Origin of the sequence: Streptomyces sp. NPDC002055, assembly GCF_040296705.1 — a bacterium.
Classification (GTDB): Bacteria; Actinomycetota; Actinomycetes; order Streptomycetales; family Streptomycetaceae; genus Streptomyces.
Genome location: NZ_JBEOXS010000024.1, coordinates 21,901 through 47,403 on the forward strand (window position 1 = coordinate 21,901; position 25,503 = coordinate 47,403).

Here is a 25,503-nt window from a genome sequence, read left to right on the forward strand (position 1 = left end):
GCGCCGGGGGTCAATGCCTGCATCGATCCCGCTCAGGGAGGCCGCCCGCCGGAACTCGGTGCCGTCAGCGCCGGGTTGGCCCGCGCCACGCGCCGGAACGCGGCGGTGCCGCGCGCCAGGTCATGCCCCACGGCCATCGCGTCGATATCCGCCGAAAAGCGCGGTGGCTCGCCGTCCCGGACCTCTTCCCGCACCCGCAACCGGCCGTGCACGAGGAGCGGCTCGCCCACGGACACCGACGCCGCGATGTTCGTGGCCAAGGACCGCCGGGCCCATACCGTGTAGAAGCTGGTGGGCCCGTCGGTCCAGCCCTCTCCGTGCCGTTCCCGGCGCCTGGCGGTGACCGCCAGCCGGAACCGCGCCACCGGTACGCCCTCCCCCGTCTCCCGGTACTGCACCTGAGTCGCGGCGTTGCCCACCACCGTCACCGTGGTCTCGCTCATCTGCGCTGCCTCCCCCGAACTTCCCCTGCGTTACCTGGGCTTCCCTTGCGGGCCCCGGACTTCCCCGGCTGTCCCCGGACCGCTCCGGCTGTCCCGGACTTCTCCGGCTTCTCCAGCCGTTCCGAACGTGCGCGGCTGTCCCGGCGCACCCGTACCTTCCCGAACCTCCGAGCACATGGCCCGGACGGCCCCGGCACGGTGTGCGCCGTGCTGTGACCTCATGCTGCACCGGAACGCCGACGGCCGCTGAGCCCTGTGGACAACCCACCGGTTGTGGAGAACTCGGCCACCCTGACGAGCCACCGCGCCCTGCCCGGCCGCCTCTCACCACCCCGGCGACCGGGCTCCGCACGACGTTCCGCCCCACAGGGCCCGCATCGGCAAGCCCCACGTCCGCAGGCCCGCGCCGGCAGGCCCCACGTCGGCAGGCCCCGCACCGGCAGGCCCCACGTCGGCTCCGCGCGGGCAGGCCCACGTCGGCCCCGGCGCGGGTAGGCCCCACGTAGGCGGGCCCCGCGCCGGCAGCCCAGTGAAGTGCCGCCCCGATCAGACCCCTCAGTCCCTCAGGCCCCTACAGCAGCGTGGTGTGGCTGGGGCCGCCGGCCGCGACCAGGTACTGGTCCCGCACCTCCCGGTAGCGCAGCAGTTCCGCGGCGACCGGCTCCAGCACCCGGGCCCGGCCGCACGCCGCCGCGGCGCTCCGCAGCCGCCATTCCGTTTCCTGCCCGTAGCGCCTCGCCGGGCCGCTCGCCGCCGCCCGGCAGCCCCACGCCAGAACGGGACAGCCCGCGACCCCGAACGCCATCAGCAGCGCCGGCAGCAGCCACGCGTCACCGGGCCCGCGGACCACCGTCCAGGCCAGCCAGAGCGCGCCGATGACCTGCACCACGAACAGCAGCCCCTGCAGGGCGGACGCCACCGACCACCATCCCGGCCCCGTCGGCCGCGCGCTGTCGGCCGCCTGCAGAGCGACGGTCTCGTCCAGCGCCTCGGGCAGTTCCTCCGCACCGCGGGCCGCGACGTCCCGCACGGCCTGGGCCCAGGCGTTCGGCAGGCCCGCCGACGCGTCCTCGACCACCGCCCGTACGGCCTGCTCGACGATCGCCCGGGCGGTGCCGGGCAGGTGCTCCCCCATTCCCGGCCCTGCCTGACCACCCGGCTCCGCTGTCGCACCCGTTCGCCCGGCACGGGGCGCCGTGGCGGCCACAACGGCGGCGGCCGGGGCCGCACTCCCGGCCGGGGCCGTTCCGGTTCCGCGGGGCTCCCGGGCCGAACGGGCCGACGGGCCCTTGCCCGGCCGCCGGCGCAGCCGGACCCACGGCGCGCCGCAGGCCAGTTCCGCGTACCGGAGCCACTCCCGCTCGGCCGCCTGCCCCGCGGCCACCGCGCCCACGGCGTCCGCCAGCCGGTCCTCGAAGGAGGCGCGGGCGTGTTCGGTCAGCCCGGTCCGGCCCTCCGCCAGGCAGGCGGGGCGCAGCCGCTCCGTCGCGCCGTCCATGTCGGCCGCCAGCCGCCGCTCCGCGGCCCTGCCCTCCTGGCAGAACCGGCCCAGCCTGCGCCGGAGTTCGGGCACCCCCTCGCCGGTGAGGGCCGACAGGGAGAGCACCGTGGCGCCGGGCTCGCCGTGCTCGCCCAGCGCGAGCCCGTCCTCGTCCAGCAGCCGCCGCAGGTCGTCCAGCACCTGGTCGGTGGCGTCGCCCGGCAGCCGGTCGGTCTGGTTGAGCACGACGTAGGTCACCTCGGCGTAGTCGGCCAGCGGACGCAGGTAGCGCTCGTGCAGCACGGCGTCCGCGTATTTCTCCGGATCCACCACCCACACCACCGCGTCCACGAGTCCGAGCAGCCGGTCGACCTGCTCCCGCCGCCCCGCGACGGCCGAGTCGTGGTCGGGCAGGTCGAGGAGGACGAGGCCGCGCAGTGCCACGTCGTGCAGCCGGTGCGGCCGGCGGCGGTGCCGGGGCAGGACGCCGATCCGGTCCAGCAGCCCGTCCGCGCCCTCGGACCAGGTGCAGGCGACCGGGGCCGAGGTGGTCGGACGGCGCACTCCGGCCTCCGAGAGCTGGGCTCCCGCGAGGGCGTTGAACAGGGTGGACTTTCCGCTTCCGGAAGCCCCCGCCAGGGCGATGACGGTGTGGTCGAGGGAGAGCCGGTGCCGGGCCGCCGCCTCGTCCAGGACCCGCCCGGCGCCGGCGAGCGTCTCGGTGTCCAGCCGGGTGCGTGACAGCCCGACGAGCTCGCGCATGGCCTCCAGCCGGACGCGCAGCCCGCGGCTGTAACTCCGGCGGCGCGACGCGTCGGAGCCGGCCCGGGCGGAGGGCTCGGCGCTGTGCCCGGGGGTGCCGGGCCGGTCCGCGGTGTGGGGCGGCACGGCCTCGGACCGGTCTCCCGCGGTACGGCGGTGCGCCGCGGCCCGTCCGCTGTCGGGCGCGCCGCCGCTCCCGGTGGCGCGCCGGGCGATCAGACCGTCGTCCCAGACCCGGGGGGTGCCTGTGTCGTGGAGGGTGCCTGTCTCGTGGGGAGTACCCGTGTCCCGGGGACTGGCCGCGTCGTGGGGAGTACCCGCGCCCCGGGGACTGCCCTCGACCTGGCGACTGGCCGCGTCGTGGGACGTCTGGGGTGCGGAGCCGTCGGTGTGCGCCGCGGGAGCGCGCCGCACCGCCGCGGATGCCTCGGCTCCCGCGTTCCCGGCCACCGCGCCGTCCCGCACCGCACCGTCGCGCACCGCACCGGACGTCCCTGCCTCGGACATCCCTGCCCCGGACGGGCCCGCCCCGGACGCTTCCCGATCGGTCCGCGCCGCGGCGTCCCCCGGTACGGCGTCCCCTCGCAGCGGGTCCCGCCGCACCGCGTCCGCCCGTCCCGCGTCCGCCCGGGCCGCACCGCCCGGCCGCCCGGCCGTGCCCGCCCGCGCCGGATGCGGACCGCCCGGCGGCCGTCCCGGGCCTGCCCTGCCCGGCCCGTCCGGGCCACGGGACACCTCCCCCGTCCGCGCGAACTCGTCCAGCCAGTGCTCCGGCCACCCGGAACCGGCGGCTCCCTGAGTGGCTCCGCCGCCGTCCCCGTCACGTGTTCGCGCCGTGACTCCGTCACCGGTTCGCGCAGTGACCCCGTCACCGGGCCGGCCGGCGGGCCGGCCCCCGGGCCCGTCCTCGGCGTGTCCGGACTCGCCGGGCCGGTGTGTGTCGGCCGATGTCACCGCCGGTCACCTCTCCTTCTGCAGTACGGACAGCGCGGAAATCAGCTCGGCCTGGAGCTCCGGGGTGACGCCGAGGCCGTCCAGCGGGGCGAGGCGCCGGTCGCGTTCGCCTCTCAGCACCCGCTCCAGGCACTCGGTGAGCAGTTGCGCCCCGCGGTCCCGGAGGCGTACGGCCGCCTGGGCGCCCAGCGTCTCGGCGAGCGCCTCGCCCGCCGTCCGCCCCTTGGGCCCGCCGAGCAGGACCGCGGCCAGCTGGGCGGCTAGGCGGTCGGCGTCCGCGCCGGACGACCGGTCGCGGCCGATCACCGCGTCGTCCGCCAGTTCCTCGACGCAGCGGCGCCACCGGCGTACGGCGATCCCGACCCGGTCCACGGCGCAGGCCGCCCCCGGCACGCTGCCGGGCACGTACGCGGCCGAGGCGGCTCGGTCCAGGCGCCAGTCGGCCTCGGTGCGCTCGTCGGCGTCCGCGACCGCGCAGCACAGCAGCGCGGTCAGGCTGTCGACCAGCGCGTCGAGGAACTCCCCGGACCCGCTGTCGTGCGGATAGCCGCGCCACCGGGTCAGGGCGTTGCCCGCGAGCACCCCGCCGGAGGCGATCTCCTCACGGACCCGGTGGGCGGCGGCGGTGTAGGCGTGCTCGACACAGTTCGCCAGCCGGAGCGTGGCGGCGTGCTGGGCCGCGGCGGCGGCGGCCAGTGCGGGCATCCGGGAGTTCAGCGAGGCGAGCGCCCCGCTCGCCGTCCGGGCGACGGCGTCGGTGCGGGCCGCGGGATCCTGCGCGTGGTGGACGAGCCAGTCGCGCAGTCCGGCGACCGCGCTGGCGGGCAGCAGACCGCTGCCCGCGCCGGTGGACTCGGGGAGTTCGGGGATGGTGAACCGGGGCACATGCCGGAACCCGGCCTTGTCCAGCAGCGCCCCGTACTGCCGGGAGACGTCGAGCACGACCTGGTGCGGCACCCGGTCGAGGACGGTGACCAGGGTGGCGTTGTACTCCTTGGCCGTGCGCAGCAGATGCCAGGGGACGGCGTCGGCGTAGCGGGTGGCGGTGGTGACCAGGACCCAGATGTCGGCGGCGCAGATCAGCTGGGCGGCGAGGTCGCGGTTGCGGGAGACCAGGGAGTCGATGTCGGGGGCGTCGAGGAGGGCGAGGCCGGGCGTGAGGCTGTCGACGGTCTCGACGCGCAGCGTGGGCGGCTCGTCGTCCCGCTCGTCGTCCTCGTAGTCCAACGGGTCGTACGCGGCACCGGTGAACCGCCGGCCGATCCGGTAGTGCGCGTCGTGCTGCCACGGCATCCAGACCCGGGTGAGGTCCGGCAGCACCCGGTGGCCGGAGAACCAGTGGTGGTCGTCGGGGTGGCAGACGAGGACCGGCGTACGCGTAGTGGGGCGCAGCACGCCCGCGGCGCTGACCTGGCGGCCGGCGAGCGAATTGACCAGCGTGGACTTTCCGGAACCGGTGGAGCCGCCGATCACGGCGAGGAGTGGAGCGTCCGGTGAACGGAGCCGGGGGACGAGATAGTCGTCGAGCTGCGCGAGGAGTTCGGAGCGGTTGCGGCGCGCACGGTCCGCCCCCGGCAGCGCCAGCGGAAACCGCGCGGAGGCGACGCGGTCGCGCAGTGCGGACAGTGCATCGAGCAGTTGGGGCCGTACGTCCAAGGTCGCCACATGCGAAGAATGCCCAATTTTAGAGCTCTTTTGAAGCGTATGGCGGTCTCTGCGCGCCGAGCGGAGCAACCCGGCACCCTTGCGACAACTGAGCCTCAGGCATAACGAGTGCACAACAGCCGACGCCCGAGGCGCAAAAATCGGTGCATGATCCGCGCCTGCCTGCGATTATCAGGATCGCTTCACGGAACCTCCACAAGGTGTCACGGAGGTGAAGCCACCGGGGCCGGTCTCGCTGAGCCCTATCCTTGTCCCGGTCGCCGCGGCCACCACCCGGCCCCCGTAGCTCAGTGGATAGAGCAGGTGCCTTCTAAGCACTTGGCCGCAGGTTCGAGTCCTGCCGGGGGCGCAGATCCTTCCTCACCTGCACAAACGCCGGTGAGGCTCTCATCCGTGCGGAAGCGCATCGGACATGGGCCAAGAGCTTTTGACTGCCTACGACCGCGGGCTCGGAGCCAATCCTGTGGGCTCGGGTCAGCGCTGTGGAGGGCTAGCAGGTCAGTACGCGCGGTCGGCCTCTGGCCTCACGGCCGGGCAGGGGCGCTTTCGTCGTTCCCGGCGGCAGGGGAAACGCGTGTCGGTAGGGTCCCGGGATGATCCGCACCTTCGCATTCGATGTGGGCGAGACTCTCGTACGGGATGACCGCTACTGGGCGTCGTGGGCCGACTGGCTGCACGTTCCCCGCCACACCGTGTCGGCGCTCGTCGGCGCGGTCGTCGCCCGCGGACAGGACAACGCCGAGGCGCTGCGGCTGATCCAACCCGGCATCGACCCGAGCGCCGCCTACCAGGCCCGCGAGGAGGCCGGCCGCGGCGAGCACCTCGACGAGACGGACGTGTACGAAGACGTCAGACCGGCGCTGTCCGCGCTCCGGGAGGCCGGAGCCCGCGTCATCATCGCCGGGAACCAGACCGTGAAGGCAGGCGCGTTGCTCCGCGCGCTCGACCTACCCGCCGACCTGATTGCCACGTCCGGCGAGTGGGGCGTAGCCAAGCCGTCGCCGGCGTTCTTCGAGCGGCTCGTCGCCCAGGCCGACGTGCCCGCCGACGAGATCCTCTACGTAGGCGACCATCCGCAGAACGACATCCTCCCCGCGCAGGCAGCCGGGCTGCGGACGGCCCATGTGCGGCGCGGCCCGTGGGGCTGCCTCTGGGCCGACGACCCCACGGTCATCGAGGCGGCCGACCACCGGATCGACTCCCTCACGGACCTGATTCCACTCGCCGGGCAGTGACCCGGCAGCAAACGGCCCCACCCGCCGGTGCCCGGCATACCGGGCACCGGGCCGCCCCCACGTCAGCGCAGGGCGATCACCAGGGTGACGACGGCGCCCACCGCGCCTGCGGCGATCTCCAGGCGGTCCGTCAGCTGGCGGGTGAGCCAGAGGCCTCGGCCGCCCTCGCCGCTGAGGATGCCCGGCGGGTCGGGCGGGATGACCTCCTCGGTGAAGCCCGGTCCGTCGTCCGTCACCCGGCAGCGCAGGGCACCGTCGTGGTGGTGCAGCAGCAGGCGGCCCCGGCCGCCGCCGTGCTCGACGGCGTTGCAGGCGACCTCGTGGACGGCGAGGACGAAGTCGCCCAGGCGCGGCTCGTCCAGGCCCGCGAGGGCCGCGCACTGCGTCACGCGGAGCCGGAGGCCGGGCAGGTCCTCGCCTCCGAACAGCAGCTCCAGCAAACGCTCCTGCGGCAACCGCTTCCGCGGCAGATCCGCCACGTTCGCGTCCATGGCTTCGTCACCTCGACCTCCGTCAGGCCGGCTGCCGGGCGGACTCGGCTCCGCCTGCACGGGCCCGAGTGGCGTCCGGTAGCCGTGCAGCGCAGCACAGGGAACCCGATCCGGGCGTCGAAGCTACTCCCCGTCATGACCGAACACCACGCGTCACCAGAATTGCGCCACCGCGTCGAGAAGTTGATCGAAAGAACCAAAAAGGCGATCACAAGCGTCTGAGTGGTGACCGGACCTGATATCCGGGCCACCAGCACGAGCGTGGCCCACGCAATCCTGGGGAGGACCCCGACATGAGCATCGTGAGCTGGATCATCCTCGGCCTCATCGCCGGAGCACTCGCCAAGTTCCTGCTGCCGGGCCGCGACCCCGGCGGGCTGATCGTCACCACCCTCATCGGGGTGGCCGGGGCGTTCGTCGGTGGCTGGCTCTCGGCGGAGTACCTCGACCGTCCGGTCGTCCAGGACTTCTACGACCCGGCGATGTGGGTCGCCGCGATCGGGGGGTCACTGGTGCTGCTCATCGCCTACCGGCTGCTGTTCGGGCACTCGCGCGAGCGCCGTTAGGGGCCGCCGGTCCGGGCCAGGGAGCGGAGCACCTTCCCGGTCCGGGCCAGGGAGCGGGCTTCCTGGTGCCGGGCCAGGGAGCGGCCTTCCCGGTGCCAGGCCAGGGAGCGGCCTTCCCGGTGCCAGGCCAGGGAGCGGCCTTCCCGGTGCCAGGCCAGGGAGCGGCCTTCCCGGCCCGGCCCGAGGGCCCCGGCCGGTTCCACCCGACCGCCCCCACCCCGGCGGGCCCGGCGGCGCGCCGGGCCCGGGGGCGTCGGTCGAGACGGTGGAGGACCGCCCGGGAACGGGCCCCGCGGGCTGCTCAGGACACGATGTCCTTGGTGCGGAAGCCGCGGAACGCCAGGGCGAACAGCACCAGGGCGTAGGCCACCGAGACCGCCGCGCCCTTGGTCATGCCGCCGGTCTCCAGATGGGGCTGGAGCGCGTCGATCCAGGCGAACTGCCAGTGCGCGGGCAGGAAGTCGCGCCAGGAGCCGAGGGCGGTGACCGCGTCCAGCACATTGCCGACGATGGTCAGGCCGACCGCGCCGCCCACCGCGCCCAGCGGGGCGTCGGTCACCGTGGAGAGCCAGAAGGCCAGGGCCGCGGTGACCAGTTGGCCGACGAAGATGTACGCGACGACGAGGCCGAGCCGCGGCAGGGCGGTGCTCGTCGGCAGCGCGCCGCCGGTCGGGAGTTGCAGGTCGCCCCAGCCGTAGGCGGCCGTGCCCGCGGCCAGCGCGACCACCGGGAGCAGCAGCATCGCGGCGGCGCTGAAGGCCAGGCCCACCGTCAGTTTGCTGAGCAGCAGCCGGGTGCGGGGCACCGGGGCGGCCAGCAGATAGCGCAGTGAGGACCAGCCGGCCTCGGAGGCGACGGTGTCGCCGCAGAACAGCGCCACCGGCACCACCAGCAGGAAGCCCGCGGAGACGAAGAGGCAGGTGGCGGCGAAGTTGGCGCCGGAGGTGGTGGCCGTGTCGATGAGCGACACCCGGCCGTTGTCCCGGCCCGGTTCGCCGCCGATGGCGAACGCCGCGATCAGGACGAAGGGCAGCGCGGCCAGCACACCGCCCATCACCAGGGTCCGGCGGCGGCGCAGTTGCCGCATGGCCTCCACCCGCAGCGGCAGGGTGCGGCGGGCCCGGAAGCCCGGTGCCGAGGGGGCGTCGTTCGGGGGAGCGGTCACGGGCGCGGTCACGACGTGCCTCCGATCAGGGTGAGGAAGGCGTCCTCCAGGCGGCGGTGCGGGCCCATGCGCTCGACCGGGATCTCCAGCCGGACCAGCTCCGCCAGGAGTTCGGCGGGGGTGGCGCCGTCCAGCCGCACCAGCAGGCCCTCGGGAGTGCCGACGGCCGAGCCGACGCCCGGCAGCGCGGCGACCTTGTCGGCCACGACGTCGGAGGGCGCGCCGCCCTCCACGCCGACCAGCAGGGTGTCGCCGCTGCCGGTGATCTCGGCCACGGGGCCCGCGCTGACCAGCAGGCCGTGGTCCATCACGACCAGATGGGTGCAGCTCTGCTCGACCTCGGCCAGCAGGTGGCTGGAGACGATGACGGTGCGTCCGCCGGCCGCGTAGCGGATCAGCACCTCGCGCATCTCGCGGATCTGTGGCGGGTCGAGGCCGTTGGTCGGCTCGTCCAGGATGAGCAGGTCCGGCAGGCCGAGCATGGCCTGGGCGATGGCGAGCCGCTGGCGCATGCCCTGGGAGTACGTCCGGACGGCGCGGTCCAGGGCGTCGCCGAGGCCGGCGATCTCCAGGGCCTCCGCGACGTGGGCGTCCTCGGCGGGCCGGCCGGTGGCCTGCCAGTACAGATCGAGGTTGGCCCGGCCGGTGAGGTGCGGCAGGAAGCCCGCGCCCTCGACGAACGCGCCCACCCGGGACAGCACGGGGGCGCCGGGCCGCACGGCGTGGCCGAAGATGCGGATCTCGCCGCCGTCGGGGCGGATGAGACCCATGAGCATGCGGAGGGTGGTGGTCTTGCCGGCGCCGTTGGGGCCGAGCAGTCCCAGCACCTGGCCGCGTTCGACGCGGAAGGAGAGGTCGCGGACGGCGTACCGCTCCGCGGACTTGGCGTAGCGCTTGCTGAGGTCCGTGATCTGCAGGGGGACGTCCGCCAGCTCCGGGTCCGGGGCCGGTGCGGTGGTGCGGCGGCGGCCGGTCAGCAGCAGCGCGGCGGCCACGGCGGCGCCGCCGGCGGGCAGGCCCCAGACCCACCAGGGGAGGGAGCCCGAGGCGGTGTGCACGGCCGGGGTGGTCGGGACGGTCAGCCCGTTCCCGGCCAGCGAGACGGTGTAGGCGGCGGGCTTCACCGGGGAGGCGAAGGAGAGGTCGGTCGCGGCCAGGACCAGCCGCATCCGGTGCCCGGCCTCGAAGTTGTGGTCGACCGCGGGGAGCCGCACCTTCACGGTTCTGCCCTTCTTGGCGTCCTCGACGCGGACGGGCGCGACCAGCTGCGAGGGCAGCAGCTGGCTGCCGCTGCTGCTGACGTCGTAGACCTTGGCGAAGAGCACCGCGTCGTCGGAGTCGGACCGCACCTTGAGCTCGACGGTCGGGGAGCCGGTGACGCGGGTCCCGGAGCGCAGCGGGGCGGAGTCGAACCGGGCGTACTGACCGGGGAAGTCGATGGAGACCCCGGTGCCGAAGCCGGAGAGCTGGGAGAGGCCGGACAGGCCCGGGACGTTGGAGATGGCGGGCGGGCCGGCCCCGGCGGGGTTGGCGAACCGCTGGTCGCGGCCCATGAGCGGGATCCGGCGCGGGTCGGTGCCGTCCAGCCCCGGATAGCGGGTGCCGGTGGCGCCGCTCAGCCGGGCCTGCCCGTCGGTGGAGTCGACACCGCCGGTGCGGCTGACGCGGAAGGCGGGGCCGGTGTCGGCGCCCTTGTCGCCCTTGAGGTAGCGGTCGAACCAGCCGGTGACGCGCTTCCGGACCCGTTCGGTCTCCTGGTCGCCGCCGTCGTGGCCGCCCGCGAGCCAGTCGACGGAGACCGGGGCGCCGTTCCCCCGGATCCGCTGGGCCATGGCGTCGGCGTGGCCGAGCGGGAAGAGGGAGTCGGACTGGCCCTGGAGGATCAGGGTGGGCACCTTGATGCGGTCGCCGACGGCCGAGGGGCTGCGTCCGGTGAGCATCCGGCGCGCGTCGGCGTCGGGCTTCCCGGCGACCGCCACGCGCTCGTACATGTCGCACAGCGGCTTCTCGAAGCGGCCGCAGCCCGGCTCGCGGGCGGCGGGTGCGGGGCCGGTGGGCACCCGGGAGGGGGCGCCCGCGGCAGCGTCACCGCCCGCGGCGGCGTCGCCCGCCGGGTCGCCGCCGGCGGGGGAGGCGCCCATCGCGGAGCCCGTGCCGGCGGCCGCCTCGCCGCCTCCGGCGAGCCCGGCGCCGGCCGGGAAGGAGCCGGTGGTGAAGAAGATCCCGGCCCACAGCTTCTTGAAGACGCCGTTCGGGAAGAGCGCCTCGGAGAGGTTCCAGTAGGTGTTCTGCGGGGCGATGGCGTCGACCCGCCGGTCGTGCCCGGCGGCGAGCAGCGAGATCGCGCCGCCGTACGAGGCGCCGGCGACGCCCACGCGCGGGTCGCCGTCCCCGTCGAGCCGCACCTCGGGGCGCTTCGCCAGCCAGTCGATGAGGTGCCGGACGTCGGCGACCTCGCGCTCCGGGTCGTTGATGCCGATCCGGCCGGTGGACCGGCCGAAGCCGCGGGCCGACCAGGTCATGACGGCGTAGCCGTCGCGGGCCAGCTGTTCGGCCTGCCGCTGGAGGTCGTACTTGCTGCCGCCGAAGCCGTGGCCGAGGAGCACGGCGGGGCGGCGCTCCGAGGCGGGCCCGGAGGTGAAGTAGGAGGTGTCGATCCGCACCTCCTCCTTGCTGCCCGGGGTCACCGGCTGGGTGAGGATGCGGTCCTGGCGGTGCACGGCGGGCTTGCCCTCGCCCGCGACGGCGGACCAGGTGCCGCCCCCGGCGAGGACGGCCACGGCGGCGACGCCGGCGACCAGCCGTCCGCGTCGCCGGGGCACCCTGGGCCGGAGCTTGACGAGATCCATGCCCCGGATCCTACGTACGTCCGCGGGCTGCTCCGGCGGTCCCCCGGAGGGAATCCGGACGTCTCCCCCGGTAGTACGAAAGCTGGGGGCATACCGCGACCGCGGTAGGGCCGGACGGTACTCACCCGCCCGTTCCCGGGCGTCGCGGAGCCGTCGGCGGGGGCTGTCGCGGGGCCGTCGGCCGGGCCGTCGCGGGGCCCGGGAGTGCGGCGGAGAGCCCGGGACGCTGGGGTGGAGGGGCCTGCGGCCGGGGGCGGTCCGGGGCACGCGGCACGCCCCGGCGCGGTCCTCCCCGGCGCCGTCCATCCCCGGCGCCGTCCTGACATCCGTAACTGTCCGTCCGCCGCTCGGCGCCGTCCGTCCCCGGCCCCGCTTCTGGACCGGCCTCGCTCCCGCCCCGGCCGCCCCGTCAGCGGTGCTCGGGGTTCTCGGAGTCGAAGCGGCAGCCCGCGTCCCACTCCGAGCGCTGGTTGCCGTGGGCCGGGAAGCCGCCGGCGTCCTTGAGGAAGCGGGCGAGGTGGAGGAGGTTCCAGGTCATGAAGGTGGTGTTGCGGTTGGTGAACTCGTTCTCCGGGCCACCCGACCCGGTGTCCAGGTAGGACGGGCCGGGCCCGGCCTCGCCGATCCAGCCCGCGTCGGCCTGCGGCGGGATGGCGTAGCCGATGTGCTGGAGGCTGTAGAGGAGATTCATCGCACAGTGCTTGAGGCCGTCCTCGTTGCCGGTGATCAGACAGCCGCCGACGCGCCCGTAGTAGGCGTACTGACCGGCCTCGTTGAGCAGTGAGGAGCAGCTGTAGAGGCGTTCCACGACCCGCTTGGTGACGGAGCTGTTGTCGCCGAGCCAGATGGGGCCGGCCAGGACCAGGATGTCCGCGGTGAGCACCCGCTCGAAGAGCTGGGGCCACGCGTCGCTCGCCGCCCCGTGCTCGGTCATGTCCGGCCAGGTGCCGGTGGCGATGTCATGGTCGACCGCCCGGATCTCGTCGACCCGGACGCCCTCCCGCTCCATGATCGAACGGCTGGTGTCGATCAGCCCCTGAGTGTTGCTCACCTGCGGTGACGGCTTCAGCGTGCCGTTGATGAACAGGGCGTGCAGGTCGTCGTAGATCCGCGGCCTCTTGGTCGGTCCGGGGTCGACGGCTCCGGTCACGGTCTCCTCCTCCTTCTCGACGGCCCCCGGCGAGAAGCCCACCACGGAACGCCCGCGCCCGGAACGCGACACGGCCCGGCATGGCGCCGGGCCGTGGTGCCGCTGTGCCGTTCGGGTGGCCGCGCCGCGCCCGGTGTTCCGGGGCGCGGCGCGGCCGGGGCCCGCGCGGCGTGTGCGTCGGTGGTGCGGGAGGGTCAGTGGTTCTTCGGGAAACCGAGGTCCACGCCGCCGTCGGAGGGGTCCGGCCAGCGGGTGGTGACGACCTTGCCGCGGGTGTAGAAGTGCACGCCGTCGTTGCCGTAGATGTGGTGGTCGCCGAAGATCGAGTCCTTCCAGCCGCCGAAGGAGTGGTAGCCGACGGGGACCGGGATCGGCACGTTCACGCCGACCATGCCCGCCTGCACCTCCAGCTGGAAGCGGCGGGCCGCGCCGCCGTCGCGGGTGAAGACGGCGGTGCCGTTGCCGAACGGCGAGGCGTTGATGAGGGCGATGCCCTCCTCGTAGGTCTCGGCGCGCAGCACGCAGAGCACCGGGCCGAAGATCTCGTCCCGGTAGGCGTCCGAGTCGGTGGAGACCTTGTCGAGGAGCGAGAGGCCGATCCAGTGGCCGTCCTCGAAGCCCTCGACGGTGAAGCCGGTGCCGTCGAGCACCACCTCGGCGCCCTGGGCGGCGGCCCCGGTGACGTACGTGGCGACCTTGTCGCGGTGGGCCTTGGTGATCAGCGGGCCCATCTCGGAGGCCGGGTCGTTGCCGGGGCCGATCTTGATCTTCTCGGCGCGGTCCCGGATCTTGGCCACCAGCTCGTCGCCGGTGGCGCCGACCGCGACGACCGCGGAGATCGCCATGCAGCGCTCGCCCGCCGAGCCGTACGCGGCGGAGACGGCGGCGTCGGCGGCGGCGTCCAGGTCGGCGTCGGGGAGGACCAGCATGTGGTTCTTGGCGCCGCCCAGCGCCTGCACCCGCTTGCCGTTGGCGGTGGCGGTGGTGTGGATGTGGCGGGCGATGGGGGTGGAGCCGACGAAGGAGACGGCGGCCACGTCCGGGTGCTCCAGCAGCCGGTCGACGGCGACCTTGTCACCGTTGACGACGTTGAGGACACCGTCCGGCAGCCCGGCCTCGGCTGCCAGCTCGGCGAGCCGCAGCGCGGCCGAGGGGTCCTTCTCGCTCGGCTTGAGGACGAAGGTGTTGCCGCAGGCGATGGCCAGCGGGAACATCCACATCGGCACCATGGCCGGGAAGTTGAACGGGGTGATGCCCGCGACGACCCCCAGCGGCTGCCGGATCGAGGAGACGTCCACCCGGCTGGAGACCTGGGTGGACAGCTCGCCCTTGAGCTGGGTGGTGATCCCGCAGGCCAGCTCGACGATCTCCAGGCCGCGGGCGACCTCGCCGAGCGCGTCGGAGTGGACCTTGCCGTGCTCGGCGGTGATCAGCTCGGCGATCTCGTCGCGGTGCGCGTCCAGCAGCTCGCGGTACTTGAACAGCACGGCGGTGCGCGCGGCGAGCGAGGAGGTGCCCCAGGTCCCGTACGCGGCGGAGGCAGCGGCGACGGCGGCGTCGACCTCGTCGACGGAGGCGAGGGCGACCCGGGTGGTCTGTACGCCCGTCGCGGGGTCGGTGACCGGACCGTAGTTCCCGGACGCACCCTCGACGCTCTTACCGCCGATCCAGTGGTCGATGGTCTTCATGAGATCGGGACCTTTCCCTCGGGGTTCACAGATGACGGCGCCGGTCGGCCGTGTGGCGCTCGTACTCCTCCCGGGCTCTGACGGCTGCCGGGCGGGTGGCGGTCTGGGCTACCGGCACATCCCACCACGCCTGTGCGCCCGGCGCGCCGGACACTGTGTCGGCTGTTTCGGTCTCCACATAGACACATGTGGGGAGGTCCGACGCACGGGCCTTGGCCAGGGCTTCACGCAGCTCACGGACGGTGCGGGCCCGGATCACGGCCATGCCGAGGCTGGCGGCGTTGGCGGCCAGATCGACCGGCAGCGGGTCGCCGGTGTAGCTGCCGTCCGCGGCCCGGAAGCGGTAGGCGGTGCCGAAGCGCTCGCCGCCGGTCTGCTCGGAGAGTCCGCCGATGGACGCATAGCCGTGGTTCTGGATCAGCACCACGTTGATGTTGATCCCCTCCTGCACGGCGGTGACGATTTCGGTGGGCATCATCAGGTATGTACCGTCGCCGACCAGGGCCCACACCGGGCGGTCGGGGGCGGCCAGCCGGACGCCGATGGCGCCGGGGATCTCGTAGCCCATGCAGGAGTAGCCGTACTCCAGGTGGTACTGGCGCGGGGAGCGGGCCCGCCAGAGCTTGTGGAGGTCGCCGGGGAGCGAGCCGGCCGCGTTGACGATCACGTCCTCGTCGCCGACGACGCCGTCCAGGGCGCCCAGGACCTGGGGCTGGGTGGGGCGGGCCCCGTCGTCCTCCGCGGCGAAGGCCCGCTCGACACACCGCTCCCAGCGGTCCCGTCCGGTGCGGTACTCCGCCTCGTACGCCGCGTCGACCCGGTGGCCGGCGAGGGCCCCGGTGAGCGCCTCCAGGCCGGCCCGGGCGTCGCCGACCAGGGTGGCTGCGGCCATCTTGTGGGCGTCGAAGGGCGCGATGTTGAGGTTGACGAAGCGGACGCCGGGCGCGGCGAAGAGGGTGTTGGAGGCGGTGGTGAAGTCGCTGTAGCGGGTGCCGACCCCGATGACCAGATCGGCGGTGCGGGCCAGGTCGTCGGCGACTGCCGTGCCGGTGTGGCCGATGCCGCCGAGGTCGGCGGGGTGGTCGTGGCGCAGCGAGCCCTTGCCCGCCTGGGTGGAGGCGACGGGGATGCCGGTGGCGTCGGCCAGGGCCCGCAGGGCGTCCTCGGCCTCGCTGTGGTGGATGCCGCCGCCCGCGACGATCAGGGGGCGGGCGGCATTCCGGACGGCGCGGGCGGCCTCGGCGACGGCGTCGGCGTCGGGCGCGGGGCGGCGGATGTGCCAGACCCGCTCGGCGAAGAACTCCTCGGGCCAGTCCTGCGCCTCGGCCTGTACGTCCTGCGGCAGGGCGAGGGTGACGGCCCCGGTGTCGACCGGGTCGGCCAGCACCCGCACGGCCTGGAGGGCGGCCGGGATCAGCGCCTCGGGCCGGGTGACCCGGTCGAAGTACTTCGAGACCGGCCGCAGGCAGTCGTTGACCGACACATCGCCCGCGGAGGGGACTTCGAGCTGCTGGAGGACGGGGTCGGCGGGGCGGGTGGCGAAGGTGTCGCCGGGGAGCAGCAGCACCGGGAGCCGGTTGACGGTGGCCAGGGCGGCGCCGGTGACGAGGTTGGTGGCGCCGGGGCCGATCGAGGTGGTGACGGCCTGGGCGGACAGCCGGCCGGACTGCCGGGCGTAGCCGACGGCGGCGTGGACCATGGCCTGTTCGTTGCGGCCCTGGAGGTACGGCATCCGGTCCGGTCCGGACTCCAGCAGCGCCTGGCCGAGTCCCGCGACGTTGCCGTGGCCGAAGATGCCCCAGCAGGCGCCGATCAGCCGCTGCCGCCGCCCGTCCCGCTCGGTGTACTGGCGGCCGAGGAACTCCACCAGGGCCTGGGCGACGGTGAGTCGGCGGGTGGGCGAGGGGGTCATCGGTTCTCCTCCGGCGCTGACGGGCTTCCCTGGGGCACTGCGCGGGTCTCCTCCGGCACCGCGCGGGCGGTCGGCCGGCTCATCGGTTCTCCTCCGGTGCTTCGTAGAGCGGCAGCCGCGGGTCGATGGGCTGTTCGGGCCAGGTTCCGCGGATCCAGGTGTGGTCGGGGTGGTCGCAGATGAGCCACGCCCGCTCGGCACCGGGGCCCGCCATCACGTTCAGGTAGTACATGTCGTGGCCGGGCGCGGCCATGGACGGGCCGTGCCAGCCGTCCGGGATGACGACCGCGTCACCGGTGCGCACCTCGGCGAGGACGTCGGTGTCCTTCCCCGGCCCCGAGGGCGTCACGCGCTGGTAGCCGAGCCCTTCGGTGCCGTGGGCGGGGGCGATCTCGAAGTAGTAGATCTCCTCGAGTTCGGACTCCACGCCGGGGCGGCACTCGTCGTGCTTGTGCGGCGGGTAGGAGGACCAGTTGCCGCCGGGGGTGAGCACCTCGACCGCGATGAGCCGGTCGGCCTCGAAGACCCCGGCCGCGGCGAAGTTGTTGACCTGGCGGGAGCAGGTTCCGGCGCCGCGCAGTTCGACGGGGACGCCGGAGGCGGGGCCATAGCGGGCGGGCAGCCGGCGGTCGCAGCGGGCGCCGGTGAGGGCGAAGCGGCCGCCCGCGGCGGAGACGATCTCCGCCTCGGCGTCGCGCGGCAGGTAGGCGAAGTCGGTGACGCCGCTGAAGACGTCGGCCCGGCCGTGGAGTTCGAAGGTCTCGCCGTCGGCGCGGACCGTGCAGCCGCCGCCGAGCGGCAGCACGATCCACTCGCTGTTGCCGGTGGCGAAGGAGTGGCCGCCGCCGGGCGGCAGTTCGAGGATCCGCAGGGCGGAGTGGTCCCAGCCGGCCCGCTCCGGGTCGATGTGCAGGGTGTACGGCCCGTCGGCCGTGCTGCCGGCCCGGAGGTGGTGGCGGTCGCCGGTGCGGGAATCGGGGAAGGTCATGAGGGGGTCTCCTGCGGGAGGGGCCGGTTCAGAGCAGTCCGACGGCGGTGTCGACGGCGGCGGTGACGTCGCCGTCGGCCGGGTAGAGCAGCGAGCGGCCGACGACCAGGCCCTGCACGGTCGGCAGCCGCAGCGCCTTGCGCCACGTCTCGTACCTCCCGGCCTGTTCCTCCTCGGTGCCGCCCGCCTCGCCGCCGAGCAGTACCACCGGGAGGGTGGAGGCCTCCAGCGCGGCGGCCATGTCGTCGGGATTCTCGGTGACCGGCACCTTCAGCCAGGTGTACGCGGAGGTGCCGGCGAGTCCGGAGGCTATGGCGATGGACTTGGTCACCGCCGCGGCGCTCAGGTCGTTCCGCACGCGGCCCGCGACCCGGCGGGAGAGGAAGGGTTCGACGAAGACGGGCAGCCGGTGCGCGGCCATGGCGTCGATGGCGCGGGCGGTGGAGAGCAGGGTGGTGAGCGAGCCGGGGTCGTCGTAGTCGATGCGCAGCAGCAGCTTGCCCGCGTCGAAGCCGGAGCGGGCCAGGTCCTCGGCGCGGTGGCCGGTGAAGCGGTCGTCCATCTCGAAGGCGGCGCCGGCGAGTCCGCCGCGGTTCATCGAGCCGATGACGACCTTGTGGTCCAGGGCGCCGAGCAGCAGCAGGTCGTCGAGGATGTCGGCGGTGGCCAGGACGCCGTCGACGCCGGGCCGGGACAGCGCCAGGCAGAGCCGTTCGAGGAGGTCGGCGCGGTTGGCCATGGCCAGTTCGCGGTCGCCCACGGCGAGGGCGCCCCGCGCCGGGTGGTCGGCCGCGATGATCATCAGTCGGCCGCTGTCGCCGATCAGGGGCCGGCGGGGCCGGCGGGCGGCGGCCTCCGCGATGGCCTCGGGGTGGCGGGTCCGCACCTTGACGATGTCGGAGATACGGAGGGTCACAGGAGCGCTCTCTCTCGGATGGGATGGGCCGCGGCGGTCAGCCGCGGCCGAGGAGTTCCACGACCTCGGCCTCGGTGGGCATGGCGGAGGAGCAGGCGAGGCGGGAGGCGACGATGGCGCCGGCGGCGTTGGCGTGCCGCATGGTCCGCTCCAGGTCCCAGCCGGCCAGCAGCCCGTGGCACAGCGCCCCGCCGAACGCGTCGCCCGCGCCGAGCCCGTTGACCACCTCGACGGGGACGGGCGGCACCTCGGCGCGGCTGCCGTCGCGGTGCAGGGCGAGGACGCCCTTGGGGCCCTGTTTGACGACGGCGAGCTCCACGCCCGCGTCGAGCAGGGCCAGGGCGCACGCCTCGGGCTCCCGGACGCCGGTGGCGACCTGGCACTCGTCGAGATTGCCGACGGCGACGGTGGCGTGGGTGAGGGCCTCGGCGTAGACGGGACGGGCGGCGGTCATGGGGTCCTCGTCCGGCCAGAACATGGGCCGCCAGTCGAGGTCGAAGACGGTGGTACCGGATTTCGCGCGGGTGGCGAGCGCGGCGAGGGTCGCCCCGCGGCTGGGCTCCTCGCAGAGCCCGGTGCCGGTCATCCAGAAGATCCGGGCGTCCCGGATCGCGGTCAGGTCCAGCTCCCCGGCGTCGATCTCCAGATCGGGGGCCTTGGGCCGTCGGTAGAAGTAGAGGGGGAAGTCGTCGGGCGGGAAGATCTCGCAGAAGGTGACCGGGGTGGGGTAGGCGTCCACCGGCGTCACCCAGCGGTCGTCCACCCCGAACTCCCGCAGCGCCCGGTGGATGTACTCGCCGAAGGGGTCCGCGCCGGTGCGGCTGACGACGGCGGCGCGCCGGCCCAGCCGGGCGGCGGCGACGGCGACATTGGTGGGCGAGCCGCCGAGGAACTTGCCGAACGTCTCGACCTCCGCGAGCGACATCCCGGTCTGCAGCGGATAGATGTCCACCCCGATCCTGCCCATGGTGATCAGGTCATGGGGGTGGTCGGCATGGGTGGAGGAGGGGGGTGGTGCGGAGGGCTCCCTCCCGGGAGAGTGCGGCATGTGCGCCCCTTCGTTGTCGCTCGGCCGGGCCGGTTCCCGGTCACAGGTGTAACCGTGCCCCTCGCACGCTGTCAATAGTTTGTCCTGACATTCGGACGTGGTGGAGTGCAGGCCGGGTGACACCCCCGCGGAACAGGGGCGTTGCCCTGCATTGACGTTAAGTCCTTATGTCAGGACGAAGTCTTGACACTCGCCGGAGCGAGGTGGAGGCTACGCGGCATGACAGCCACCCAGCCCTTGGCCGGCACCCCTGTCCTCGACCGGATCCGGGTCGGCTCCGCCCCCGACTCGTGGGGGGTGTGGTTCCCGGACGACCCTCAGCAGGTGCCCTGGCAGCGCTTCCTCGACGAGGTCGCGCAGGCGGGCTACTCCTGGATCGAGCTGGGACCGTACGGCTACCTCCCCACCGACCCCGCACGCCTCACCGAGGAGATCACCCGGCGCGCGCTGAAGGTGTCGGCGGGCACCGTCTTCACCGCCCTGCACCGCGGCCCCGCCGTCTGGGACGCCACCTGGGACCACGTCGCGCAGGTCGCCCGGCTGACGCAGGCGATGGGCGCCCGTCATCTCGTCGTCATCCCGGCCTTCTGGCGCGACGACAAGACCGCCGAAGTGCTGGAGAGCCCGGTCCTGACGCCGGAACAGTGGCGCGATCTGGCCGGTGGCATGGAGCGGCTGGGGCGGCGGGTGCGGGAGGAGTTCGGGCTGGAGATCGTGGTCCACCCGCACGCCGACACCCATATCGACGGCGAGGAGAACGTCGCCCGCTTCCTCGACGCGACCGACCCCGACGCGGTCGGGCTCTGCCTGGACACCGGGCACTACGCCTACTGCGGCGGCGACAGCGTCAAGCTCATCGAGACCTACGGCGAGCGGATCGGCTACCTCCACCTCAAGCAGGTGGACCCGGAGATCCTCGCCGACGTGGTCCGGGACGGGGTGCCGTTCGGGCCGGCCGTCCAGCGGGGCGTGATGTGCGAACCGCCGGGCGGAGTGCCCGAGCTGGAGCCGGTGCTGACGGCCGCGCAGGGCCTGGGCATCGGCCTCTTCGCCATCGTCGAGCAGGACATGTACCCGTGCCCGCCGGACCGGCCCTTTCCCATCGCCGAACGGACCCGCCGCTTCCTCCGCGGCTGCGGCGCCTAGGCCAGCACATTCCCGGGCGGTGCGCGCCCCCGGCCGGACCGGACACCGCGGCGCGCACCGGGTAGGCATGGGAGGTGCGGGCGCCTCGCGCCGGTACCGGATGCGCCCTCGGTGCGGCGCGCCCGCGACCGGGTGCACCGGCCGTCCCGAGGCCCGGGGGACGTCCGGGTGAACCGGCCGTCCCGGGGCCCGTCCGCTTCAGCCGGACGCCGGCCCGGCCGATCATGCAGACACGACTCACGAGGGACACCATGACGAAGCACGGAACACTCGGCGTAGCGGTCATCGGCACCGGCCGGATGGGCGCGGACCACGTCCGCCGGATCACCGAGGTGACCAGCGGCGCCCGGGTCGCGGCCGTCGTCGACATCGACGCCGAGCGGGCCAAGCAGCTCGCCGGCCGGATCGACGGCTGCACCGCCTACAGCGACACCGCCGCCGCGATGGCCGACCCCGATGTCGACGCGGTGCTGATCGCCTCGCCCGGCCCGGCCCACGAGGCGGCGCTGCTCCAGGCGTTCGCCCACGATCTGCCGGTGCTCTGCGAGAAGCCGCTCACCCCGGACGCCGCCTCGGCGCTGCGGGTGCTGGAGGCCGAACAGCGGCTGGGCCACCGGCGGGTCTCGGTCGGCTTCATGCGCCGCTACGACGCGGAGTATCTGAAGCTCAAGGAGCTGCTGGACAGCGGGCGGTTCGGCCGGACGCTGATGCTGCACTGCAAGCACCGGAACGTCGCCACCCCGCCCGGTTTCACCAACCAGATGATGATCAACGACTCGGTGGTGCACGAGATCGACACCACCCGCTGGCTGCTGGACCAGGAGATCACGGCCGTGACGGTGCTCCGGCCCACCCCGTCCGCCGCCGCCCCGGACGCGCTCAGCGACCCGCAGCTGGTCCTCTTCGAGACCTCCGGCGGCTCGGTCGTGGATGTGGAGATCTTCGTCAACTGCGGCTTCGGCTACCAGGTGCAGTGCGAGGCGGTGGGCGAGTCCGGCAGTGCGCGGATCGGCGACGGCCACGCCATGGTCACCCACTCCGGCGGGCGCTGGGGCGGCGAGATCGACCAGGACTTCGTCACCCGCTTCGAGGAGGCGTACGACCGCGAGGTGCAGCGCTGGGTGGACGCGACCCGCCGCGGCGAGACCGAGGGCCCGAGCGCCTGGGACGGCTACGCGGCGGCCGCGGTCTGTGAGGCGGGCGTACGGGCGCAGGCCACCGGCGAACGGACGCCGACCGGCCTGGTGGAACGGCCGGCGTTCTACCGCTGACGGGTCGGCGGCCGGGTACCCCGGGCCCGCGACGGACCGCGCCGCGGAACCGGAACCGGAACCGGACGGGGAACGACACGAGCCGGACGGGGAACCGACAGAAGAAGGGGAACCCATGCGCATCGGCTTTCTCGGCGCCGGCCGGATCGGCGCCTTCCACGCGGAGGCCCTGCTCGCCACACCCGGTGTCGACGAACTCGTCATCGGTGACGTGGACCGCGGCCGGGCCGCCGCGCTGGCCGGGCGGATCGGGGCGAGGGTGGCCGAGTCGGTGGACGCCGTCTTCGCCGCCGGCGTCGACGCGGTCGTGATCGCCACCGCGACCGCCTCGCACGCCGCGCTGATCACCCGCGCCGCCCGGGCCGGACTGCCCGCGTACTGCGAGAAGCCCGTCGCCACGGACCTGGCCGGCACCGTGACCGCCCTGCGGGAGGTCGAACGCGCCGGCACCCTGCTCCAGATGGGGTTCCAGCGGCGGTTCGACGCCGGCTACCTGGCGGCCCGCGAGGCGCTGCGCACCGGCCGACTCGGACGGCTGCACACCGTACGGGCCGTCACCTCCGACCCCGCACCGCCTCCCCGCGCCTTCCTCCCGCTCTCCGGCGGGCTGATCCGGGACTGTCTGGTGCACGACTTCGACGCCGTGCGGTGGCTGACGGGCCGTGAGGTGGTCGAGGCGTTCGCGACCGGGGCGAACGGCGGGGCCGCCTTCTTCCGCGAGGCCGGCGACGTCGACACGGCCGCCGCGCTGCTCACCCTGGACGACGGCACGCTGGTCACCGCGACCGCCACCCGCTACAACGGCGCCGGTTACGACGTGCGGATGGAACTCTCCGGCGAGCGGGACCAGTTCGTGGTCGGCCTGGACGACCGGACACCGTTCACCTCCGCCGAGCCGGGCGGACCGCCCGCCCCCGAGCGCCCCTGGACGGGCTTCCTGGAGCGCTTCGCCCCCGCCTACCGCGCCGAGCTGGCGGCCTTCGTCCGCGCGGCGCGCGGGGAGGCCCCGAACCCCTGCTCCGGCGAGGAGGCGCTGCACGCGCTGCTGGTCGCCGAGGCGTGCGAACTCTCCCGCACCGAGCACCGGCCGGTACGGCCCGCGGAGCTGGCGGAACGGATCGCCGGTCCGGCCTGAGGGCGGAGAGCCGCAGGCTGAGGGCTGAGAGCCGCGGACCACGGGCTGCGGGCTCCGGGCTCCGGGCTCCGGGCTCCGGGCTCCGGGGACGGTGAAACCACACCGCCGGACATGGTTCCGTCCGGGCTGTCCGGCTCTCGCGACAGTTGTCACCGGTTCGCTGATGTCGTGTCACAGCCGGTCGACAGAGCTCCACCCCGGTCACGGGGTGTCGTTGACCGGACACAGGCGAACTGATCATCAGCGGTGCGCCGCAGTCCCCCGACGGCTCTCCCCCGGGCCCGTGCTGCGGCCCCGCGAGGAAGGTGCGTTGCATGACCGACCGCAGGCTGTGGTCCTACAAGGAGATCGCCGCACACATCAGCGTGCAGACCGACACCGTCCGCTCGTACCGGAAGCACGGACTGCTGCCGCCACCGGACCATGTGGAGGGCGGCAAGCCCTACTGGTACGCGGACACGATCCGCGGCTGGGTCAGCAGACGGCCGAGCAACCGGCGCTCACGGGATTAGGGCCTGCCGTGCGGATCGGGCCGGGCCTGCGACGCCCGGCACCTCACCTCCGGCGGACGCCCCGGCGGGAGCCCGTACCGTCCGGTTGACGACGGTGCCGGTCCCGGCGGCCCCCGGCCGGCTGTTCCCGCCCCCGAGGAGCGGTGAGCGAGGCGCAGACGCACGCCCCGGCCGCCACCACGCCGCCACCGCACATCGCCCCGGGGCCGGGATCCGGGCCGTCGGCCGAACGATCCTTCCCACCGCTCCCCGGGGAGCGCCCCGCCGCGCCGCGCAATCCCCCGTACCCAGCGGCACCCGCCACCGGACCGCCCGAGACCGCCTCGGATCCCGGAACCGGACCGTCGGCGGCCGCGCCACCCGCGACCGGCTCGTCCGCGGCCGCCCCACCGGCCGCCCCACCGGACGGGCCGTCAGCCGGGCCGTCAGCCGACCCGGCTCGGGGACCGGCGATCGGCCCATCGGCCGCCTCCGCGACCGGCCCCTCACCGCGGCGGGACCCGCCCCGCCGGAGGTACCCCCGGCTGCCGGCCGACTGCACCAGCGCGCCCACCCCGGCCACCAGCGCGGACAGCCCGATCCCGAGGAGGGCGGCGTAGAGCGGGTCCCCCGCCGCCGCGCTGCCCACGTAGCCCAGGCCCACGGAATACGTCGCCCAGACCACCTCGGCGATCCCCGCCCCGAGGAGATAGCGGCGGACGGGGTACCGGACGACGCCGGCGGCCAGCGCGCCGATCAGCCGCCCGCTCGGCAGGAAGCGGGCGCCGATGACGAACGGCACACCGTGCCGCTGAATCTGCAGCGTGGTCCAGTCCAGGAGCGCCTGGCGCCGGCGGCTGCGCCCCGCCCAGCGCTGCACCGGACCGCTGAAGCGGCGGCCCGCCAGATTCATCAGCAGATCCCCGAGGAGTGCGCTGCCGGCGACGACCAGCAGGACCAGTGCGAGGTTCAGGCTGCCCTGCGACGCCAGCACGCCCGCGGCCACCAGCAGCCCGGAGTTCGGCACCAGGGGCGGGAGCGTCGTCAGCGCCAGCAGCGCGTACGCCCACAGCACGTCCATGCCGACCGCCCCTCGCCCGGACCGCCGCCGTCCGCCCCGCCTCGCACCGGCGCGTGGATCGCGTACCGACGGCCGTCACCGGCCTCGTCATCGTCATCGTCATCGACGTCGACGCCGATGACGATGCCGGCTCCCGGCCTGCTTCGGGCCTGCCTCGGAGCCGAACGGAAGCCGGCCCCGGCACCCTCGAAACGCGCATCTCGGGCAAAGCGCACGAATAGCGGCTATTGAGACACCAGCGTACCCGCGGGAACCCGGCGGGACCTGCGGGCGACCCCTGAGACAGGCAGCCGCCACGGTGGGGGCGGCCGACCGGACCCCACCGACGGACCGACGAACCACCGGGGGCCGGAATGCCGCACCCCGCACGGAGAGCCCCACGCACCACCACCCGACCGCCCCGACCGCCCCCGAGAGACCCCGAGCAGCCCCGCAGCCGCCCCCTGCGGCCCCGCGGCCCCGCAGACTCCACAGCCCAGCAGACCCCGAGCCCAGCAGACCCGCAGCTTCCCGAGCGGCCGCCGATCCGCCACCGATCCGCCGCTGATCGACCACCGTCGACCCCGGACCGCGACCCCGGAGGAGAAATACCCCCTGGGGGTATAGTGGACAGCGTCCAGAGCGCACCGGGGGCATCCCGAGGCACCCTGGTGGACAACGACCTCGTAGTACCGGACAGGAGAAGCACCATGACCGCCGAGACCGCGACCGGCACCGTCACCACCACCTACCGGGTCACCGGAATGACCTGCGGCCACTGCGAGGGCGCGGTGACCGAGGAGGTCTCCGCGCTCGACGGGGTCCACTCCGTCGAGGCCGTGGCCGCCACCGGGCTCGTCACGGTCACCTCCGCGGCCGCGCTGGACGAGGCGGCCGTACGGGCCGCGGTGGACGAGGCCGGCTTCGAGCTCGCCGGGCAGGCCTGACCCGGGGGCGGCCCGCCCGGAACGGGCCCTGCGGGGACGGGCCTTCCGGAAGCACCGGCTCCGGCCCGCCCCGCACCGGCCGCCCCCGCCTCGCCGCCCCGCCTCACGGCCCGCGCCGCGCGGCCGCGCCCCACTCGGCCG

Annotated in this window: 22 protein-coding genes and 1 tRNA gene; 9 read left to right on the plus strand and 14 right to left on the minus strand. The window is 74.4% G+C overall.

Translation table 11 applies throughout. The features are described from left to right. Positions 1-32 precede the first annotated feature (32 nt). The 3 genes from ABT112_RS17000 to ABT112_RS17010 form a co-directional block, all read right to left on the minus strand. Complete coding sequence (locus ABT112_RS17000) at positions 33-443, minus strand: single-stranded DNA-binding protein (RefSeq protein ID WP_351510267.1); 411 nt, start codon at positions 441-443, stop codon at positions 33-35. 571 nt (positions 444-1,014) lie between these two features. Continuing rightward, positions 1,015-3,192: a GTPase gene (locus ABT112_RS17005; RefSeq protein ID WP_351510269.1), complete on the minus strand. Its 2,178-nt coding sequence runs from the start codon at positions 3,190-3,192 to the stop codon at positions 1,015-1,017. A 453-nt stretch (positions 3,193-3,645) separates the two neighbouring features. Beyond that, positions 3,646-5,304, minus strand: coding sequence for a dynamin family protein (locus tag ABT112_RS17010; RefSeq protein WP_351510270.1), 1,659 nt, complete (start codon positions 5,302-5,304; stop codon positions 3,646-3,648). A 276-nt stretch (positions 5,305-5,580) separates the two neighbouring features. Between ABT112_RS17010 and ABT112_RS17015 the strand changes: the two genes are divergently transcribed. Together ABT112_RS17015 and ABT112_RS17020 are read left to right on the plus strand one after the other, a co-directional pair. Next, positions 5,581-5,653, plus strand: a tRNA-Arg gene (locus tag ABT112_RS17015). A 244-nt stretch (positions 5,654-5,897) separates the two neighbouring features. Continuing rightward, on the plus strand, positions 5,898-6,539 hold the full coding sequence (locus ABT112_RS17020) for an HAD family hydrolase (RefSeq protein ID WP_351510272.1): 642 nt from the start codon (positions 5,898-5,900) through the stop codon (positions 6,537-6,539). Positions 6,540-6,601: 62 nt separating this feature from the next. Here ABT112_RS17020 and ABT112_RS17025 read toward each other — a convergent pair whose 3' ends face one another. After that, complete coding sequence (locus ABT112_RS17025) at positions 6,602-7,030, minus strand: ATP-binding protein (RefSeq protein WP_351510274.1); 429 nt, start codon at positions 7,028-7,030, stop codon at positions 6,602-6,604. A 293-nt stretch (positions 7,031-7,323) separates the two neighbouring features. Between ABT112_RS17025 and ABT112_RS17030 the strand changes: the two genes are divergently transcribed. Continuing rightward, on the plus strand, positions 7,324-7,596 hold the full coding sequence (locus tag ABT112_RS17030; RefSeq protein WP_351510276.1) for a GlsB/YeaQ/YmgE family stress response membrane protein: 273 nt from the start codon (positions 7,324-7,326) through the stop codon (positions 7,594-7,596). Here the strand turns inward: ABT112_RS17030 and ABT112_RS17035 are convergent. From ABT112_RS17035 to iolC, 9 genes are all read right to left on the minus strand, one after another. Beyond that, entirely contained in the window at positions 7,593-7,799 is a 207-nt protein-coding gene (locus ABT112_RS17035; protein ID WP_351510278.1) for a hypothetical protein, read from the minus strand. The two genes, ABT112_RS17030 and ABT112_RS17035, sit on opposite strands and share 4 nt — an antisense overlap. 98 nt (positions 7,800-7,897) lie before the next feature. Then, positions 7,898-8,773 (minus strand): ABC transporter permease, encoded by an 876-nt coding sequence (locus ABT112_RS17040; protein WP_351510280.1) that lies wholly within the window; start codon positions 8,771-8,773, stop codon positions 7,898-7,900. Further along, the gene (locus tag ABT112_RS17045; protein ID WP_351510282.1) at positions 8,770-11,610 is read right to left on the minus strand and encodes an alpha/beta fold hydrolase; all 2,841 of its coding nucleotides are present in this window, start codon (positions 11,608-11,610) and stop codon (positions 8,770-8,772) included. The genes ABT112_RS17040 and ABT112_RS17045 overlap by 4 nt, the downstream gene beginning before the upstream one ends. A 409-nt stretch (positions 11,611-12,019) precedes the next feature. Next, a complete protein-coding gene (locus ABT112_RS17050) occupies positions 12,020-12,760 on the minus strand; it encodes a flavodoxin family protein (RefSeq protein ID WP_502975376.1) in 741 nt (246 codons plus the stop codon). 194 nt (positions 12,761-12,954) lie between these two features. After that, positions 12,955-14,448 (minus strand): CoA-acylating methylmalonate-semialdehyde dehydrogenase, encoded by a 1,494-nt coding sequence (mmsA, locus tag ABT112_RS17055; RefSeq protein WP_351510284.1) that lies wholly within the window; start codon positions 14,446-14,448, stop codon positions 12,955-12,957. A gap of 25 nt (positions 14,449-14,473) precedes the next feature. Continuing rightward, positions 14,474-16,360 (minus strand): 3D-(3,5/4)-trihydroxycyclohexane-1,2-dione acylhydrolase (decyclizing), encoded by a 1,887-nt coding sequence (gene iolD / locus ABT112_RS17060; protein WP_351510287.1) that lies wholly within the window; start codon positions 16,358-16,360, stop codon positions 14,474-14,476. A gap of 79 nt (positions 16,361-16,439) precedes the next feature. Then, positions 16,440-17,348 carry a 5-deoxy-glucuronate isomerase gene (gene iolB, locus ABT112_RS17065; protein WP_351510289.1) on the minus strand — a complete coding sequence of 303 codons (909 nt, stop codon included), beginning with the start codon at positions 17,346-17,348 and terminating at the stop codon, positions 16,440-16,442. A 28-nt stretch (positions 17,349-17,376) separates the two neighbouring features. Continuing rightward, positions 17,377-18,264 (minus strand): Cgl0159 family (beta/alpha)8-fold protein, encoded by an 888-nt coding sequence (locus tag ABT112_RS17070; RefSeq protein WP_351510291.1) that lies wholly within the window; start codon positions 18,262-18,264, stop codon positions 17,377-17,379. 37 nt (positions 18,265-18,301) lie between these two features. Beyond that, entirely contained in the window at positions 18,302-19,231 is a 930-nt protein-coding gene (gene iolC, locus ABT112_RS17075) for a 5-dehydro-2-deoxygluconokinase (RefSeq protein ID WP_502975377.1), read from the minus strand. A gap of 300 nt (positions 19,232-19,531) precedes the next feature. On the opposite strand from iolC, the gene ABT112_RS17080 reads away from it, so the two are divergent. From ABT112_RS17080 to ABT112_RS17095, 4 genes are all read left to right on the plus strand, one after another. Then, complete coding sequence (locus tag ABT112_RS17080) at positions 19,532-20,458, plus strand: sugar phosphate isomerase/epimerase family protein (RefSeq protein WP_351510295.1); 927 nt, start codon at positions 19,532-19,534, stop codon at positions 20,456-20,458. A 251-nt stretch (positions 20,459-20,709) separates the two neighbouring features. Beyond that, complete coding sequence (locus tag ABT112_RS17085) at positions 20,710-21,729, plus strand: Gfo/Idh/MocA family protein (RefSeq protein WP_351510296.1); 1,020 nt, start codon at positions 20,710-20,712, stop codon at positions 21,727-21,729. A 115-nt stretch (positions 21,730-21,844) separates the two neighbouring features. Continuing rightward, positions 21,845-22,864, plus strand: a complete 1,020-nt coding sequence (locus tag ABT112_RS17090) for a Gfo/Idh/MocA family protein (protein ID WP_351510298.1) — start codon at positions 21,845-21,847, stop codon at positions 22,862-22,864. 314 nt (positions 22,865-23,178) lie between these two features. Then, positions 23,179-23,376 (plus strand): helix-turn-helix transcriptional regulator, encoded by a 198-nt coding sequence (locus ABT112_RS17095; RefSeq protein ID WP_351510301.1) that lies wholly within the window; start codon positions 23,179-23,181, stop codon positions 23,374-23,376. A gap of 43 nt (positions 23,377-23,419) precedes the next feature. Here ABT112_RS17095 and ABT112_RS17100 read toward each other — a convergent pair whose 3' ends face one another. After that, entirely contained in the window at positions 23,420-24,436 is a 1,017-nt protein-coding gene (locus ABT112_RS17100; RefSeq protein ID WP_351510303.1) for a DedA family protein, read from the minus strand. 53 nt (positions 24,437-24,489) lie between these two features. Between ABT112_RS17100 and ABT112_RS17105 the strand changes: the two genes are divergently transcribed. Continuing rightward, entirely contained in the window at positions 24,490-24,657 is a 168-nt protein-coding gene (locus ABT112_RS17105) for a hypothetical protein (protein WP_351510306.1), read from the plus strand. A 468-nt stretch (positions 24,658-25,125) separates the two neighbouring features. After that, entirely contained in the window at positions 25,126-25,362 is a 237-nt protein-coding gene (locus ABT112_RS17110) for a heavy-metal-associated domain-containing protein (RefSeq protein ID WP_351510308.1), read from the plus strand. Positions 25,363-25,503: the final 141 nt, after the last annotated feature.

Excerpts from the sequence above, each read along its gene's own strand:
- ABT112_RS17000 (WP_351510267.1), bottom strand. The coding sequence starts at position 443 with ATGAGCGAGACCACGGTGACGGTGGTGGGCAACGCCGCGACTCAGGTG.
- ABT112_RS17005 (WP_351510269.1), bottom strand. The coding sequence starts at position 3,192 with ATGTCCGAGGCAGGGACGTCCGGTGCGGTGCGCGACGGTGCGGTGCGG.
- ABT112_RS17020 (WP_351510272.1), top strand. The coding sequence starts at position 5,898 with ATGATCCGCACCTTCGCATTCGATGTGGGCGAGACTCTCGTACGGGAT.
- ABT112_RS17025 (WP_351510274.1), bottom strand. The coding sequence starts at position 7,030 with ATGGACGCGAACGTGGCGGATCTGCCGCGGAAGCGGTTGCCGCAGGAG.
- ABT112_RS17030 (WP_351510276.1), top strand. The coding sequence starts at position 7,324 with ATGAGCATCGTGAGCTGGATCATCCTCGGCCTCATCGCCGGAGCACTC.
- ABT112_RS17045 (WP_351510282.1), bottom strand. The coding sequence starts at position 11,610 with ATGGATCTCGTCAAGCTCCGGCCCAGGGTGCCCCGGCGACGCGGACGG.
- mmsA (WP_351510284.1), bottom strand. The coding sequence starts at position 14,448 with ATGAAGACCATCGACCACTGGATCGGCGGTAAGAGCGTCGAGGGTGCG.
- iolD (WP_351510287.1), bottom strand. The coding sequence starts at position 16,360 with ATGACCCCCTCGCCCACCCGCCGACTCACCGTCGCCCAGGCCCTGGTG.
- iolB (WP_351510289.1), bottom strand. The coding sequence starts at position 17,348 with ATGACCTTCCCCGATTCCCGCACCGGCGACCGCCACCACCTCCGGGCC.
- iolC (WP_502975377.1), bottom strand. The coding sequence starts at position 19,231 with ATGGGCAGGATCGGGGTGGACATCTATCCGCTGCAGACCGGGATGTCG.
- ABT112_RS17080 (WP_351510295.1), top strand. The coding sequence starts at position 19,532 with ATGACAGCCACCCAGCCCTTGGCCGGCACCCCTGTCCTCGACCGGATC.
- ABT112_RS17085 (WP_351510296.1), top strand. The coding sequence starts at position 20,710 with ATGACGAAGCACGGAACACTCGGCGTAGCGGTCATCGGCACCGGCCGG.
- ABT112_RS17090 (WP_351510298.1), top strand. The coding sequence starts at position 21,845 with ATGCGCATCGGCTTTCTCGGCGCCGGCCGGATCGGCGCCTTCCACGCG.
- ABT112_RS17095 (WP_351510301.1), top strand. The coding sequence starts at position 23,179 with ATGACCGACCGCAGGCTGTGGTCCTACAAGGAGATCGCCGCACACATC.
- ABT112_RS17100 (WP_351510303.1), bottom strand. The coding sequence starts at position 24,436 with ATGGACGTGCTGTGGGCGTACGCGCTGCTGGCGCTGACGACGCTCCCG.
- ABT112_RS17110 (WP_351510308.1), top strand. The coding sequence starts at position 25,126 with ATGACCGCCGAGACCGCGACCGGCACCGTCACCACCACCTACCGGGTC.